This is a genomic window from Paraburkholderia sp. SSBN10T, from assembly GCF_056619545.1.
Genome location: NZ_JBWQQI010000017.1, coordinates 110,569 through 124,509 on the forward strand (window position 1 = coordinate 110,569; position 13,941 = coordinate 124,509).

The 13,941-nt window shown below is 65.7% G+C and carries 13 protein-coding genes and 1 pseudogene; 10 read left to right on the top strand and 4 right to left on the bottom strand.

The window, feature by feature from the left end:
* Nucleotides 1-117: 117 nt before the first annotated feature.
* A pseudogene (locus AC1ECK_RS24380) lies at nt 118-574 on the bottom strand (response regulator).
* 589 nt (nt 575-1,163) lie between these two features.
* Here AC1ECK_RS24380 and AC1ECK_RS24385 point away from each other — a divergent pair.
* On the top strand, nt 1,164-1,304 hold the full coding sequence (locus AC1ECK_RS24385) for a 2-keto-3-deoxygluconate permease (protein WP_480323615.1): 141 nt from the start codon (nt 1,164-1,166) through the stop codon (nt 1,302-1,304).
* 39 nt (nt 1,305-1,343) lie between these two features.
* Nucleotides 1,344-2,063 (top strand): ribonuclease activity regulator RraA, encoded by a 720-nt coding sequence (locus AC1ECK_RS24390; protein ID WP_480323617.1) that lies wholly within the window; start codon nt 1,344-1,346, stop codon nt 2,061-2,063.
* An 82-nt stretch (nt 2,064-2,145) separates the two neighbouring features.
* Here AC1ECK_RS24390 and AC1ECK_RS24395 read toward each other — a convergent pair whose 3' ends face one another.
* Nucleotides 2,146-2,814: a TetR/AcrR family transcriptional regulator gene (locus tag AC1ECK_RS24395; RefSeq protein WP_480323619.1), complete on the bottom strand. Its 669-nt coding sequence runs from the start codon at nt 2,812-2,814 to the stop codon at nt 2,146-2,148.
* A 101-nt stretch (nt 2,815-2,915) separates the two neighbouring features.
* On the opposite strand from AC1ECK_RS24395, the gene AC1ECK_RS24400 reads away from it, so the two are divergent.
* From AC1ECK_RS24400 to AC1ECK_RS24410, 3 genes are all read left to right on the top strand, one after another.
* The gene (locus AC1ECK_RS24400; protein WP_480323621.1) at nt 2,916-4,424 is read left to right on the top strand and encodes an MDR family MFS transporter; all 1,509 of its coding nucleotides are present in this window, start codon (nt 2,916-2,918) and stop codon (nt 4,422-4,424) included.
* A 364-nt stretch (nt 4,425-4,788) separates the two neighbouring features.
* Nucleotides 4,789-5,838 carry a zinc ribbon domain-containing protein gene (locus AC1ECK_RS24405; RefSeq protein WP_480323623.1) on the top strand — a complete coding sequence of 350 codons (1,050 nt, stop codon included), beginning with the start codon at nt 4,789-4,791 and terminating at the stop codon, nt 5,836-5,838.
* Between the two features lie 144 nt (nt 5,839-5,982).
* A complete protein-coding gene (locus AC1ECK_RS24410; protein WP_480323625.1) occupies nt 5,983-7,056 on the top strand; it encodes a TAXI family TRAP transporter solute-binding subunit in 1,074 nt (357 codons plus the stop codon).
* Nucleotides 7,057-7,202: 146 nt separating this feature from the next.
* Here the strand turns inward: AC1ECK_RS24410 and AC1ECK_RS24415 are convergent, their stop codons facing one another.
* A complete protein-coding gene (locus tag AC1ECK_RS24415) occupies nt 7,203-8,642 on the bottom strand; it encodes an aminotransferase-like domain-containing protein (protein WP_480323627.1) in 1,440 nt (479 codons plus the stop codon).
* Between the two features lie 111 nt (nt 8,643-8,753).
* Between AC1ECK_RS24415 and AC1ECK_RS24420 the strand changes: the two genes are divergently transcribed.
* Both AC1ECK_RS24420 and AC1ECK_RS24425 read left to right on the top strand, forming a co-directional pair.
* Complete coding sequence (locus tag AC1ECK_RS24420; RefSeq protein ID WP_480323629.1) at nt 8,754-9,656, top strand: DMT family transporter; 903 nt, start codon at nt 8,754-8,756, stop codon at nt 9,654-9,656.
* A gap of 159 nt (nt 9,657-9,815) precedes the next feature.
* Complete coding sequence (locus tag AC1ECK_RS24425; protein ID WP_480323631.1) at nt 9,816-10,064, top strand: hypothetical protein; 249 nt, start codon at nt 9,816-9,818, stop codon at nt 10,062-10,064.
* A gap of 118 nt (nt 10,065-10,182) precedes the next feature.
* Here AC1ECK_RS24425 and AC1ECK_RS24430 read toward each other — a convergent pair whose 3' ends face one another.
* Nucleotides 10,183-11,169: a quinone oxidoreductase family protein gene (locus tag AC1ECK_RS24430; RefSeq protein ID WP_480323633.1), complete on the bottom strand. Its 987-nt coding sequence runs from the start codon at nt 11,167-11,169 to the stop codon at nt 10,183-10,185.
* Nucleotides 11,170-11,298: 129 nt separating this feature from the next.
* Here AC1ECK_RS24430 and AC1ECK_RS24435 point away from each other — a divergent pair, with 129 nt between their 5' ends.
* The 3 genes from AC1ECK_RS24435 (at nt 11,299) to AC1ECK_RS24445 (ending at nt 13,800) form a co-directional block, all read left to right on the top strand.
* Nucleotides 11,299-12,156 (top strand): LysR family transcriptional regulator, encoded by an 858-nt coding sequence (locus AC1ECK_RS24435; protein ID WP_480323783.1) that lies wholly within the window; start codon nt 11,299-11,301, stop codon nt 12,154-12,156.
* Nucleotides 12,157-12,314: 158 nt separating this feature from the next.
* Nucleotides 12,315-12,890 carry an N-acetyltransferase family protein gene (locus AC1ECK_RS24440; protein WP_480323635.1) on the top strand — a complete coding sequence of 192 codons (576 nt, stop codon included), beginning with the start codon at nt 12,315-12,317 and terminating at the stop codon, nt 12,888-12,890.
* 10 nt (nt 12,891-12,900) lie between these two features.
* Nucleotides 12,901-13,800, top strand: coding sequence for a MerR family transcriptional regulator (locus tag AC1ECK_RS24445; RefSeq protein ID WP_480323637.1), 900 nt, complete (start codon nt 12,901-12,903; stop codon nt 13,798-13,800).
* Nucleotides 13,801-13,941: the final 141 nt, after the last annotated feature.

Sequence of the window (13,941 nt, forward strand, 5' to 3'; positions counted from 1 at the left end):
CCTTGCTGGCGGGCTCACCAAGGTGGTCGCTCAGTGGGCCCACCAAGCTGGCTGCTAAAGGTGCTCAATAAGCGCCCCCACTTAGCTGGCTCAATTAGCGGGACCGATTTAGCAAGCTCAGCCGGCCGCGCGGGCGTCGATTGCGTCGTGGAGCAAGGCCACCAGATCGTCCGGCCGGGCCGGTTTGGTCATGAAATGCTGGAAGCCCTCGCCGATGCTACGCAAGCGGTAGGCGTCGTCGGTATGGCCGGTAAGCGCCACGGCCACCGCCGGCGCATGATCGCCGCGAATCTCGTGATCGCGAAGCCGCTGGATCAGGTAAAAGCCGTCCATACAGGGTAAGTCGAGGTCGCACACCACTGCATCGGGTAACAGCCGCAGCGCCGCTTCGACGCCCGCTTCCGCATCCGCCGCCGCGACGACATGCGCGCCCTCCGATTCAAGCAACAGCGTCAGCGATTCCCGGCTAGGCGGGTCATCCTCGACGAGTACGATCGTTGCCCGATCGAGTCTCAACACTCCGTTCATATTGCGTTGTTGCTAAAAAGCAGGTTGGGCCCGATAAGGCGGCCATTGTATCGCGCTGACTGCCGCGGGCCGTTTGACCCGGACACTCGACGCCGCACGTTTGCCAGCAGATTTGCCAACTGATGCTCGCAAGGTCCGACATGGTTTTGCGCGACGAGTTGCAATCTTTCGGTGAGAAAAACATTGCCCCTCCCCTTGTAGCATGTGGCGTGCCTTGAGGCGCCTTGAGGCCCTGGTTGTTCCGCACCGGGGGCGTTGCGCGTCACGGGCCGCTCGCCAAACCTCGCCACTGCCGCGACGTCGCGCTGCACGCTCTCGCAGACCGGCCCTTTTTCGTTGCGCCAGTGACTGCTGCATGAGTTGCACAACGTTCTTCACGCAAGGCCACAGCGCAAAATCTGCCTGGCGTCATGCCATTTTTGCTTGTCCCGTTTAGGTGTAAACGATGACTTCAAAGCGTCACGAATTTGCGGGCGCCCGCACCCGCCAGTGCTAAATTTCGAACCTGGCGATGACCGTGGCGCGCATCGATGGGGATGCCCGGCGCCCTCCATCCGTGAGCTTCACGGACTCCGGCCGATCGCGACAACGACAACGAAGCGCTTGAGCAGACCGTCCGCGGAGGAGCATCCGGCATGAAGATCAAGAATGCGATCGACCGTATTCCCGGCGGGCTGATGCTGGTCCCGCTGCTGCTCGGCGCGCGCACCCAGTCTCACTCGAGCCGCTGCGCGACAATAGCGACGGCCTCGAACCCACGCTCCAGCCGCCAATGAAATAAGCCGCTTTCCAACCCCACCACAGCCGATCTTACGATGCACGAACTCGACCCCGTTACGCTCGAAGCCCTCCGCCATGTCAGCACGGCGACGCTGACCACCCAGTTATTCAAGCGCGGCCTGCGCAACACCTTCATGCAGGGAGTCGCGCCGCTTGCCGGGCACACCGGCCCGAACCTCGTGGGGCCCGCGTTCACGCTGCGCAATATTCCGTCGCGCGAAGATATCGACGTCTTGGAACTGTTTGCGAATCCCGAGTACGCACAGCGCAAATGCGTCGAAACGATTCCGGCCGGCCATGTCCTGGTGCAGGACTGCCGCGGCGAACGCAACAGCGCCTCGTTCGGCTCGATCCTCACGCAGCGCCTGCAGGTGCGCGGCGTCGCCGGCATGGTGTCGGACGGGCCCGTGCGCGACAGCACGACGATCGCGGCGCTCGGCCTGCCGGTGTTCTGTGCCGGCGCGAGCGCGCCGCCGAATCTGATCCGTCATCACGCGATCGACATCAATGTGCCGATCGGCTGCGGCGGCGTCGCCGTGTTTCCGGGAGATGTGATCGTCGGCGATGCGGACGGCGTGGTCGTCGTGCCGCGCGAGATGGCCGCCGAAGTTGCGCAAGCCGCTGCCGAACAGGAACAACTCGAGGAGTTTCTGACCGGGCGCATTCGCGCAGGCGCCGCGTTGCCCGGGACCTATCCGCCGAACGAGGCGACCCGCGCTGCGTATGACGAATGGAAAAAGAACCGGCAAGGCTGACGCCGGGCTTCCGGTGCGGCGAGGGCCGGCGCGATCGCTAGTGACCGCTCAGTGGCCGCTTCGTAGCCACTACAGCAGCGCCCTAGCTTGTCTCGCGCTGGGGCGCCAGTCCATTGACCAGCAACGCCACTGCATGACGGGCTATATCGTCCGGCGTCAGGCTCCGCCGTACCGGATCGTTGCGCCACATCTTCGAGGTGGCGAGCGGCAGAAGCGTCAAACCGAGCAGCGTCACAAACACCAGCGACGGCTCGAGGTCCGCATTGATACGCCCCTCTTTCTGCCACTGGGCGATCCGCGTCAAGGAAGCTTTGTGATGAGTGTGGCCGAAACGTTCGTGCATGCGTTGGCGTAACAGACCGCCTTCGCTGATCACCTCGCGCACCCACAGCGGCGGAAACCACGGATTTTCCACCGCTACTTCCACCAGCCGCCGCGCAAGTTGCGTAATGGCCGCCACCGGATCGTCCGGATACGCCTCGAACGGTCCGCCCATCGCCGTGCGCAGCGGCAGGAAACGCTCGTCTATCAGCACGTCGAGCAACTGATCGCGGGTCTTGAAGTAGTAATGCACCATCGCCGGCGTGAAGCCGGCCTCCCGCGCAATCGCGCCGAGCGTCGTATCGACGATGCCCTGGCGCGCGAACAGTTCAAGCGCCGCATCGAGCAGGCGGGCACGCTGCTCCGGGCCGCGCGCGCTACCCGAGGGCCTGCCGGGACGCCGCGATACGGCAGGTGCTGCAGTGGTCATTTGCTTTCCATTTGACGAATCGTGAGATGTCGCATATATTAATCTCCAAATTAATTAATTTCAATACATACAAACTCTCCCGATCGACAGGTTCCCTGCACATGGATCAACCCACCACTACCGCGGGCGAACTCGCGAGTGCATCGCAGCACCCGCCCATTCGCCTCCTCTTCCCGGCCCTGTTGCTGGTGATGCTGCTTGCGGCGCTCGACCAGACCATCGTCTCGACGGCGCTGCCCACCATCGTCGGCGAGCTTGGCGGGCTCAACAACCTGTCGTGGGTGGTCACCGCCTACCTGCTGACCTCGACCATCGTCGTGCCGCTCTATGGCAAGTTCGGCGACCTGTTCGGCCGCAAGATCGTGCTGCAGGCGGCCATCGTGCTGTTCCTCGCCGGCTCGGCGCTCTGCGGCATCGCGCAGGACATGACCCAGTTGATCCTGTTGCGCGCGCTGCAGGGTCTCGGCGGCGGCGGCCTGCTGGTGGTCACGATGGCGGCGATTGCCGACGTGATCCCGCCCGCCGAGCGTGGCCGCTATCAAGGTGTGTTCGGCGGCGTGTTCGGTCTCGCCACGGTGATCGGTCCGCTGCTCGGCGGCTTTCTGGTCGAACATCTGTCGTGGCGCTGGATTTTCTACATTAACCTGCCGCTCGGCATCGTCGCGCTCGCGGTGATCGGCGCCGTGTTCAAACCTCACACCGCTCATATCAGGCACACCATCGACTACATGGGGGCGGCGTTCCTCGCCGGCGCGCTGACCTGCATCATCCTGTTCACGAGCCAGGGCGGCACGATCCTGCCGTGGTCGTCGCCGCAACTGTGGTTCACGCTGGTCATGGGCGTCGTCTGCATCGCCGGCTTCATCTACGAAGAGCAGCGCGCGGCCGAACCCATCATGCCGCTCGAACTCTTCAGGCAACGCACGTTTTTGCTGAGCAGCCTGATCGGTTTCATTATCGGCGTGTCGCTGTTCGGCTCGGTCACGTTCATTCCGCTCTACCTGCAGGTCGTCAAAGGGTCGACGCCTTCGGAGGCCGGCATGCAGATGCTGCCGATGATGGGCGGCCTGCTGGTGATGTCGGTGATCACCGGGCGCGTCATCAGCAAGATCGGCAAATACCGCATGTTCCCGATCGGCGGCACGTTCCTCGTCGGCGTGGCGATGACGCTGCTGGCGCGGCTGCAGATTTCCACACCGATTCATGTGATGTATCTGTACATGGGCATTCTGGGTTTCGGCCTCGGCATGGTGATGCAAGTGCTGATTCTCGCCGTGCAGAACACCGTGGAATTCAGGCATATGGGTGTGGCAACCTCGGGCGCCACGCTATTTCGTTCGATCGGCGGTTCAGTCGGCGTGGCGGCCTTCGGCGCAGTGTTTTCGAACGGTCTCGCCGCGCGCCTGCAAACCTTGATTCCGCCGGACACCGAACTGCCGCGCTCGCTCGGACCGGCGGCAATTCACCAGTTGCCCGCGGCGCTGCGCGACGACTATCTGCAGGCCTTTGCCGGCGCATTGCATACGGTGTATCTTTCGGCCGCCTGCGTCGTCGTACTGGCGTTCGCCCTTGCCTGGCTGCTGAAGGATCATCCGTTGCGCGAGCATTGAAATCCACGCTTCGCGAGTTCGCCTCTCCATGCGGTGTCTCGTGAAGCGTTTCATCCGATCAATCCGCCTGCCGGCGCGTGCCTACACGCGCCGTGCAAAAAGTCTCCCTTCCGTTCGTTCTGCCGACAGGTGCAGCATTTCGCTCTGCCGCCAACGTGTTTTCGCACACGCGGTAGGGGCGAACGTCGATTGACGTTCACTGCGAAAGCTCACATATTGTTCGTGGCGGCGTCGCAATTTTTCAACGTTGCAAGCGCTGCTCTCCAGCGCATGCGGATCGCGATTCGCGCAGCGACAACAAGCTGCCCCGACCACGATCCGAAGCATGCCGTAACGGCATAGCCTATCGCAGGTGGGGCACAACATGTCCACCCAAAGCACTCCAGGCCAGAGCTTCCCGGCGCAATGCACGCGCTGCGGCGGGGTGTTGTACCAGCCCGCCGACCTGTGCCCTTACTGCGGCGCGCCTCATCCGCTCGCCGCACCCGCCCATAAAGGTTTTCCGGGCGCCGGCGGAGCGCTGCACCGGCCGGTTTCCACAGATGGCCGCGGCGATCCGCGGGCGCCGAATCTCGCCTCGCCGGATACACCGATTCCTCCGCTCAGCCATCTGCCGCTCGGCGCGCCGCTTGGCTCGCGATGGCTGCTCACACGCGGGCTGATCGCGCTTGGCGTCCTGATACTAGGTTATGGCGCATATTCACTTGTGGGCGATCATCACACGGCTCCTGCCGCATACGATGAGCAGGACACCAAATCAACGGCCGGCGCAATCGCCCCGTACACGCCGCAGACGACGGCGAATGGCGGAGCTGGCGCTCACGCCGCCAACCGGGCCGCAGCGCCGCCACCGGCAGCGGTTCAACCGGTCGTCGTGCCGCATTATCGCGATCTCTCCGAAAGCCTGCACGCGGCGCGGGCTCACGAGGACGCCCACGATCTGTCCGGCGCGCAGGCCGCTGTCAACGCCGCATTCCAGATGGAACCCGATAACGCCGATGCACAAGTGATCCAGCACGAACTGACGCCGCTCGAACAGCGCCGCGACGCCGCGTTGCAAACGGCCCACGTCTGCGTCAAGGACCACTTGTGGAACTGCGTGGCGCATAGCGCCAGCGACGCACTTGCCATCGACAACGGCAGCCCTGAAGCCAAAACGCTGCTGCAACAGGCGATCGTCGAAACCGGCTGGGCGCCGCTCGGCAGCCACAACGCGCCGGTCGCGCACAACGCGCAGGTACCGCAACCCCCGCCGTCCGCGCAAGCTGCGCCCTTCGTTAGCGAAAAGCCGATCGCTCCCGCGCCTGGCAGTGCCGACGCGCAGGCTCGGGCCATCGCGCAATCGGGCTGGCGAAATTCGCCGGCCGCCGGCACGGCGACGGCGCCCGCATCGGGGGCGGCGCCGGCGCATTGAGCAGGCCCCGACCCAGGCAGTCGAAACCCGTCTTCACGCACCTCGCAACACGCAAGACCTCGAAGTTGCACAACTGATTCACCGATGCTTCGCGCGGCTCGCCGCGCAAAGCCTGTTCAAACCAGACCGATAGGTGAAAAGACCATGCTCAAGACAATTCTGGCGGGGTGGCTCGGACTGATGCTGGCGTCGGTCGCATTGGCCGATTCCGCGCACTACAAGATCGTCACCGGCCCCGAACGCGGCACCTATATCCAGATCGGCGCGGACCTGGCGAAATGGGTCGCCGGGCCGGCCGGCATCGATCTCGATGTAATCGCCTCGAAGGGCTCGGCGGAGAATGTCCAGCGGCTGCGCTACGAACCGGGCGTGAAGCTCGCGCTGGTGCAGTCGGACGTGTATCAGGCCTATGTCGACATGGCCAACGCCGGCAATGCCGATGCCGGCCAGGCGATCCGGCCGTTGCGGCTCATCATGCCGCTCTACGACGAGGAGATCAATTTCGTCGTGCGGGCCGACTCGTCGCTCAAGACCATCAACGAGATCAAGGACAAGAACATCAGCGTCGGCCTGCTCGGCAGCGGCACGGCGCAGTCCGCCAACACGATTTATCACCTGATGTTCGGCGCGCCGATTGCCGATCAGAACGCCCAGCACCTGAGCAACGAGGACGCGCTCGCCGCGCTGATCGTCAAGAAGGTCGATGTCGCGGTGATCGTGGTCGGCCAGCCCGCCAAGCTGTTTACCGACATGAACCCGGAGTTGCTGCAGCAGCTTCGCTTGCTGCGGGTCGATCCCAACGCACCCGAAACGGCGCGCGCGAAACAGACTTATTTTCCAGCGACGATTCACACGGCCAGCTATCCGGACTGGCTAAAGGAAGACGTGCCGACCTTCACCGTGAAGGCCTTTCTCGTCACCTACGATTACGGGCTGCGCGATACGGTCGTCAATCTCAATCGCTTCGCCGATTCCCTGTGTAGCAATTTCGACAACCTGCAGGAGCACGGCCATCCCAAGTGGAAGCAAGTGAAGATGGAGTTGCCGAGTCTCGGCAAAGGATGGCAGTACTATCCGCCGGTGGAGAAACATCTGCGCGCCTGTGTCGCCCGCCGTACCGCGGGGATGACGACCGCGGCGCCCGCGCAAACCGCCGACAAGACGCCTCCGAAGTCGAATTGCACGGATGAAGCGCGCGTGCTGATGCTGTGTAAATGAGTGCGGCGGTTAATGGGCGCCGGGAGTGGGACGACCCGTGCGGCCGCTAACGTGGTGGCCGAGAGTGGGACGCCCCGTATGAGAGCTAACGTGGCGGCCGGGTGCTACTTCCAGCCACGCGGCCAACGCACCTGCCACCGGTTGCATCATGCGTGCGTCTGCGCGAGGTCCATGGCGCGCAGCAGCGCCTCATAGGCTTTCGGCCGGTTGCACTGTGAGACGTTAAAGCGCAGGTATCCCGCCGCCGACTGCGCCACGCTGAACACATTGCCCGGCGCCAGCACGACGTTGTCGGCCAGCGCGTGGCGGGCGATCTCGGTCGCGTCCAGCGAATCCGGCAGCCGCGCCCAGACGAACATCCCGGCGCGCGGCCGGGTCCACACGTCCAGTCCCGCCTGGGTCAGGCGCCGGATCGTCTCGCCCATCGCATCCGCGAGTTTCGCCCTGAGCCCTTCGAGATGCCGCCGGTAGGCGCCGTCCACCAGCAGGCGATGCACGACGCCCGCCGCCAGTTGGCCGTTGCCAAAGGTGGTCGCGAGCGTCAGGTCGATCAGCGGCTCGATCCAGTCCGCCCGCGCCGCGATGAAGCCGCAGCGCACCGCCGCCGACAGCGTCTTCGAAAAACTCCCGATCGACACCACCCGCGCGAGCCCGTCGAAGGCGGCAAGACGCGGCGCGGCTTCGTCCTCGAAATCCGCAAAGATGTCGTCTTCGACGATCAGCAGATCGTGCTCGCCGGCCAGCTTCAACAGACGATGCGCCACCGCTGGCGCGAGCGTCGCGCCGGTGGGATTGTGGATCGCCGAATTCGTCACATAGAGGCGCGGGCGGTGCTCGACGAGCGCCCGTTCGAAAGCGGCGAGATCCGGCCCGTTCGGCGTATAGGGCACGCTGACGATGCGTGCCCGGTGAGCGCGCAACAAGGCCTGGAAGTTGAAATAGCACGGATCGTCGATCAGCACGGTGTCGCCCGGTTCGAGCAGAAAGCGGCACACGAGATCGAGCGCATGGGTGCCGCCGTCGGTCAGGATGATCTGCTCGGGCGGCGCATCGACGCCGTACTGGGCGAGCCGCCAGGCAAGCTGCTGACGCAGCGCGGGCAGGCCGGGCGGTGTGGCGTAGTCGGCGAGCAGCGCGTGCGGGTCGCGCGCCACCGCGCGCAGCGCCCGCCGCACGCCGTCTTCCGGCAACCATGCCGCCGGCAGCCAGCCGCAGCCCGGCTTCAGCACCTTCTGCCCCGCTTCGAGCGACTGCCGCGTGAGCCATAGCGGATCGACCGCGCGGTCGAGGCGTGGTCCCAGATCGGCCAATGCGAGCGGCGGCGCATGGCCCGAGACGAAAAACCCGGAGCCGCGCCGGGCGACAATCGCGCCCTCCGCGACGAGCCGCTCGTACGCCTCGACCACGGTCGATTTCGACACGCCGAGCGTTTCCGTCATCACCCGGATCGACGGCACGCGTGCGCCCGGCATCAGCGCACGGCTCGCAATGCGTTCGCGCAAGGCGTCCATCACGACTTCAACCCGGGTGCGCGACACCGCCGGGTTGTTCCGGCTGTCCTGGCTGTCTCTGCTTGCTTCCGCCATCTGTACTGCTCCACGTTCGGTACAGTTTGCACAAATTGTACTGATCCGTAGCTTACACTTTTAGCCGACGCAGAGGATGCTGAGCGTTTTATCGCGCTCATGGAAATCCCGATGCAAACGTCCACCAACAGCCGGGCCGCCGACGGCTGGCTCAGCGGCCTGCTAGGCGTGCTGATCTTCAGCGGCTCGCTGCCGGCCACCCGTATCGCCGTGCAGGGGCTCGACCCGATCTTTCTGACCGTCGCCCGCGCCACGATTGCGGGCACGCTCGGGCTCATCCTGCTGCTGGTTTTCCGCGAAGCCCGCCCCGCCCGGCGCGACCTGCTGCCGCTCGTGGTCGTCGCGTTCGGCGTGGTGGTCGGTTTTCCCTTGCTGACCGCGCTCGCGCTGCGCCATATCACCTCGGCGCATGCGGTCGTGTTCATCGGCTTGTTGCCGCTCTCGACAGCGATCTTCGGCGTGCTACGCGGCGGCGAGCGTCCGCAAGCGGCCTTCTGGCTGTTTTCGGCGCTCGGCAGTTGCGCGGTTGTCGCCTTCGCCGTGCGCAACGGCGTTAATGCAGCGCCGCTCGGCGATGCCTTGATGCTGGCCGCGATCGTCGTCTGCGGACTCGGCTATGCGGAAGGCGCGCGGCTGTCCCGGCACCTCGGCGGCTGGCAGGTGATCTCGTGGGCGCTGGTATTGTCGTTGCCGGTGATGCTGCCTCTCACCTGGTGGGCACGGCCCGCTTCGTTCGAAGGCGTCAGTCAGGCCGCCCTGTGGGGGCTCGCGTATGTCTCGCTGTTCAGCATGCTGATCGGCTTCGTGTTCTGGTATCGCGGCCTCGCGCTGGGCGGCATCGCCAGCGTCGGACAGTTGCAGTTGCTGCAGCCGTTTTTTGGGCTGGTGCTGGCCGGCCTCCTGCTGCACGAGCAGGTGCCGCCGGTGATGATCGTCGTCACGGTGATCGTGGTGGCGTGTGTCGCGGGGGCGCGGCGCTTTGCGCGAACCGTGCCGGCGCGCCAGGCCGGTTAGCGGCGCGTAACCGTAGTGCGCGATCTCCAGTGCAAGGCTCGCGTTCTGCTCGACCATGAAGAACGATCCGCTCCGCGATCGAACCGAGCGCGCGAACCGGGACGCGCTGCTGTCCGGCGTATTGCGGTATGCTCACGCGCTCGTTCAGAAGGAGGATCCATGAAGCTTTCGACCTGTCTTGGATGCGCGGCGCTGCTGCTGTCCATCAGCGCATATGCGCAAACCTCGCAGACCTATACGTTCGGTGAAGGCCAGAGCACGCCGCATGCTACGAATGCGCGCCCCTCGCAGGGCGCCCAGCCGCAGCACGCTCAGACTCCCGCCAAGGCCAAGCCGAAGCGTGCGGCCACCCATCACAAGCGCCGCACGCGCCACGCATCGAACCCGGATATGTATTCCCATAGCTGAGGCCGACACGTCGGTGTCAGCAGGAGATCCTGCCTCCGCCGCGGCTTTCGCGGCGGCCGGAAGTGCCGGCCGGTGACCGCGTTATCGCGCTCGCCTGTTGGCACCCACCGCGCATCGCTCAAGGAATCAGAATCACCGACCCCGTCGTCTGCCCGGTCTCCAGCCGGCGGTGAGCCTGCGCAGCGTCGACGAGCGGCAAGCGCTCGCCCACCTCAATGTGCAAGCCGGCCCCGATCCGGTCGAACACCTGCTGCGCCGCCAGTCGATAGGCGCCGCTGTCCCGCATCATCCCCAGCACGCTAGGCCGTGCGAGTGCAATCGAGCGTGCCGGTCCGATCTCGTCCAGCGCAATGGGTTCGATCGCCCCTTCGGCCTCACCGATGCTCGCCACCACCCCAAACGGCCTCACCGCGCCGAGCGTGCGCCGCAAGGTCGCACCGCCGATACCGTCAACCGCCAAATCGACGCCCGCTCCACCGCCGAACTCGCGCGCCGCTTCGACGAAGTCTTCGTCCCGATACAGCACCGCCTGATCGAGCCCATGCGCACGCGCCAGTGCCGCCTTGGCAGGCGTGCCGACCGTGCCGATCACCCGCGCGCCCAGCGCCTTCGCCCACTGCACCACGATCAGGCCCAGGCCGCCTGCTGCGGCATGCACCAGCACCGTATCGCCCGGTTTGATGTCCCGCACGCGGTGCAGCAGCATATAGGCGGTCGCGCCGCGCAGCAGGGCCGCAGCCGCCGTCTCTTCGCTCACGCCGTCCGGCACCCGCACCAGCCGCTCGGCGGGCAAGTTGCGCAGGTTCGAGTAGCTCCCGCACGGCAACCCCGCATAGGCGACCCGCTCGCCGACCTGCCAGCCGCTCACGCCCGCACCGAGCGCGGCCACTACGCCGGCCGCCTCGACGCCCAGCACGCCGGGCAATTGCGGCAGGCGATGCAGCCCCGCGCGGAAGTAGATGTCGACGAAGTTGACCCCGACCGCGCTCTGCCTGATCTGTACTTCGCCCGGCGCGGGCGGCGCCACCTGCTGCGCGAAGACTTGCAGCGCGCTTGCGTCGCCATAGGCTTCAATACCGACTTGATAAGCGGCTTCTCGATCCATTGCTGCACTCCTTGTCTCAGTTAAGCGATGACAAGCGAGTGTAGGTTTCGAGCATAATCGAATGGAATTCCCCATTCCTTATCAACTACTGTGCAAAATTCGACCGACGCGCCAAAACCGGGCGCCGCACTGCAGTGGGACGACATCCGCTATTTCCTGTCCGTCGCGCGCGGCGGTAGCCTCTCCGAGGCGGCGCGCACGCTGGGGGTTCAGCATTCCACCGTGGCCCGCCGCATCGACGCGATGGAGCAGGCCCTCGGGATGCGCCTGTTCGACCGTTTGCCGCGCGGCTGGCCGATCACCGAAGAAGGTCGCGCGCTGATTGAACGCGCCGAGCGCATCGAAGAGGAGGCGCACGGTTTCGCCCGCGCCGCACGTGGCGCGGTGAGCTTGCACGGCACGGTGCGCCTGTCGGTGCCGCCGGTGTTCGGCAGTCACTTTTTCGTGCCGCGCCTGGCCGGATTCCGGCGCGCCTATCCGGGCGTGCTGCTCGACGTGGTCGGCGAAACGCGGGCCGCCAATCTGTTTCGCCGCGAGGCGGATCTGTCGGTGCGGTTGTCGCGCCCCCAGGAACCGGGGCTGGCTGGCCGGCGGCTCGGGACGATGCGTTTTGCGCTGTACGGCACGGCCGCGTGGGCCGCACGCAGCAGCGAGCAATGGGAATTCCTCGGCTACAACGAGACGCTGGCGGACGCACCGCAACAGCAATGGCTCGCACGCTTCGCCGAGGCGCGCCCGTTCGCCCTGATCGCCAACGACCTCGTCTCGATTCATCGCGCATGCCAGGCGGGCATGGGCGTCGCGCTGCTGCCGCGCTTTATCGCCAATGGCGACGACTCGTTGCTGGAGATCGCAACGCAACCGGCTTGCGACGTCGAGCGGGAAATCTGGCTCGCAGTGCATCCCGATGTGCGGCGCTCGCCACGCGTGCAGGCGGTGGCCGACGCTCTCGCTGAAGCGGTGCGGGATGCCGGCGATCAGATTTGAGGCGGCGGATCAGGTGGATGAGGCAGATGAAGCAGATGAGGCCGCCGGCAATTTTGAACGGCTTCAATTTCACGCCGACCAAAGGCATAGTGAAATGCGTCCCGGGCAGCGCCGGCAAGCAAGCCCGCACGCGAACAAAAACACGTACAGGAAGACCCATGAGCAGCGTCAGTCAAACCAGCGAAAATCCGTCGACCGAAAGCCGCGCAGCACCCGTGCTGCGCGACGCCACCGAAGCCGATCTGCCCGCCATCCAGGCGATCTACGCGCACCACGTGCTGCACGGCGTCGCCTCGTTCGAAGAAACGCCGCCGTCGGTCGACACGTTGCGCGAGCGCCTCGCAGCCGTGCACAGCCACGGCCTGCCGTACATGGTCGCGCAGATCGACGGCAAAGTTGCGGGCTATTGCTACGCCACGCCCTACCGGCCGCGTGCGGCCTATCGCAACACGATCGAGGATTCGATCTATATGGACAACGCGTTTCGCGGCCGCGGCCTTGGCCGGGTCCTGCTCGAAGCGCTGATTGCGCGCTGCGAGGCCGGTCCCTGGCGGCAGATGGTGGCGGTGATCGCGGACGGCGGCAGCGGCGGCTCGCTCTCGCTGCATCGCAGCCTCGGCTTTGAGCTGGTCGGCACGCTGAGGGCGGTGGGCTTCAAGCACGGGCGCTGGCTCGACACCACGCTGATGCAGCGCACGCTCGGCGCCGGGGATGCGGAGCCGCCGTCGCGCTAAAATCCCCAACATGCCGAAAACGCTCCCCTCTGCCCCTGCGGCGCCTCCTGCGTCCTCTGCGCCACGCAACGAATACACCGTCGACGAACTCGCACGGGTGACGGACAGCACCGTGCGCAACGTGCGCGCCTATCAGGACCGCGGCCTGCTCGCGCCGCCCGAGAAGCGCGGCCGGGTGGGCGTCTACGACGACACGCACGTCTCACGCCTGAAGCTCATCAACCATCTGCTCGCCCGCGGCTACACGCTCGCCAACATCCAGGACCTGATCATGGCCGTCGACGAAGGCCACGACCTGCGCTCGATTCTCGGTCTGGAAACGGCGATCGGCAGCCGCTGGTCGCGCGAGCGGCCGAAGAAGTATTCACTGCTCGAACTGCTGCAAATGTTCGGCGACAAGGCCTCGCCCAGCGCGCTCTCGAAGGCCGTCGATCTCGGCCTGCTCGAACGCAATGGCCTGTCGTTCGTCGCCAATAGTCCCACTGCGCTGTCGGCGGGCGCGACCATGGCGCACGAGGGCATCGCCCTCACCGATCTGCTCGACGCCGTGCGCATCTCGCGTCCGCATTTCAATGCCGTCGCCAAGGCGTTGGTCGACCTGGTGGTGCGCCAGCTCGACCGCTATGAAGCCGACGCCCTGCCGCCGCCGGCGGATGTGCCGGCGCTGGTCGAGGCCATCTGGCGGGTCCGGCCGCTGGCCATGGTGCTGGTCGAAACCGAGATGAACCGCGCGCTCGAAGAAGCATCCGGCGATTATCTCGGCGACCGCGTCGCGGCGATCATGGAAAAGAAGCTCGGCGGCGCGCATGGCGACACGCCGCCGGCCTCCGTATCCGCCGCCGACGCGAGGCACGCCGAAGCCGGCCTCGCGCGGCACGTCAGCGCGCACAAGCCCAAAGCGAAGAAGTAAACCCGCCGCACAGAGCGGGTGCAGTCTGCGCCCCCGTCATATCCAAATCTCCATTGCTTCGTTTGCGCTGCGGCACGTCCATGCGACGATCCTTCAACCGCAGCAGCAACGTCCTTTAAGCCGCACCGGCATACGTCCCGC

Coding starts and splice junctions, on each gene's coding strand:
- AC1ECK_RS24385 (WP_480323615.1), top strand. CDS start 1,164: ATGAAGATCAAGAATGCGATCGACCGTATTCCCGGCGGGCTGATGCTG.
- AC1ECK_RS24390 (WP_480323617.1), top strand. CDS start 1,344: ATGCACGAACTCGACCCCGTTACGCTCGAAGCCCTCCGCCATGTCAGC.
- AC1ECK_RS24395 (WP_480323619.1), bottom strand. CDS start 2,814: ATGACCACTGCAGCACCTGCCGTATCGCGGCGTCCCGGCAGGCCCTCG.
- AC1ECK_RS24400 (WP_480323621.1), top strand. CDS start 2,916: ATGGATCAACCCACCACTACCGCGGGCGAACTCGCGAGTGCATCGCAG.
- AC1ECK_RS24405 (WP_480323623.1), top strand. CDS start 4,789: ATGTCCACCCAAAGCACTCCAGGCCAGAGCTTCCCGGCGCAATGCACG.
- AC1ECK_RS24410 (WP_480323625.1), top strand. CDS start 5,983: ATGCTCAAGACAATTCTGGCGGGGTGGCTCGGACTGATGCTGGCGTCG.
- AC1ECK_RS24415 (WP_480323627.1), bottom strand. CDS start 8,642: ATGGCGGAAGCAAGCAGAGACAGCCAGGACAGCCGGAACAACCCGGCG.
- AC1ECK_RS24420 (WP_480323629.1), top strand. CDS start 8,754: ATGCAAACGTCCACCAACAGCCGGGCCGCCGACGGCTGGCTCAGCGGC.
- AC1ECK_RS24425 (WP_480323631.1), top strand. CDS start 9,816: ATGAAGCTTTCGACCTGTCTTGGATGCGCGGCGCTGCTGCTGTCCATC.
- AC1ECK_RS24430 (WP_480323633.1), bottom strand. CDS start 11,169: ATGGATCGAGAAGCCGCTTATCAAGTCGGTATTGAAGCCTATGGCGAC.
- AC1ECK_RS24440 (WP_480323635.1), top strand. CDS start 12,315: ATGAGCAGCGTCAGTCAAACCAGCGAAAATCCGTCGACCGAAAGCCGC.
- AC1ECK_RS24445 (WP_480323637.1), top strand. CDS start 12,901: ATGCCGAAAACGCTCCCCTCTGCCCCTGCGGCGCCTCCTGCGTCCTCT.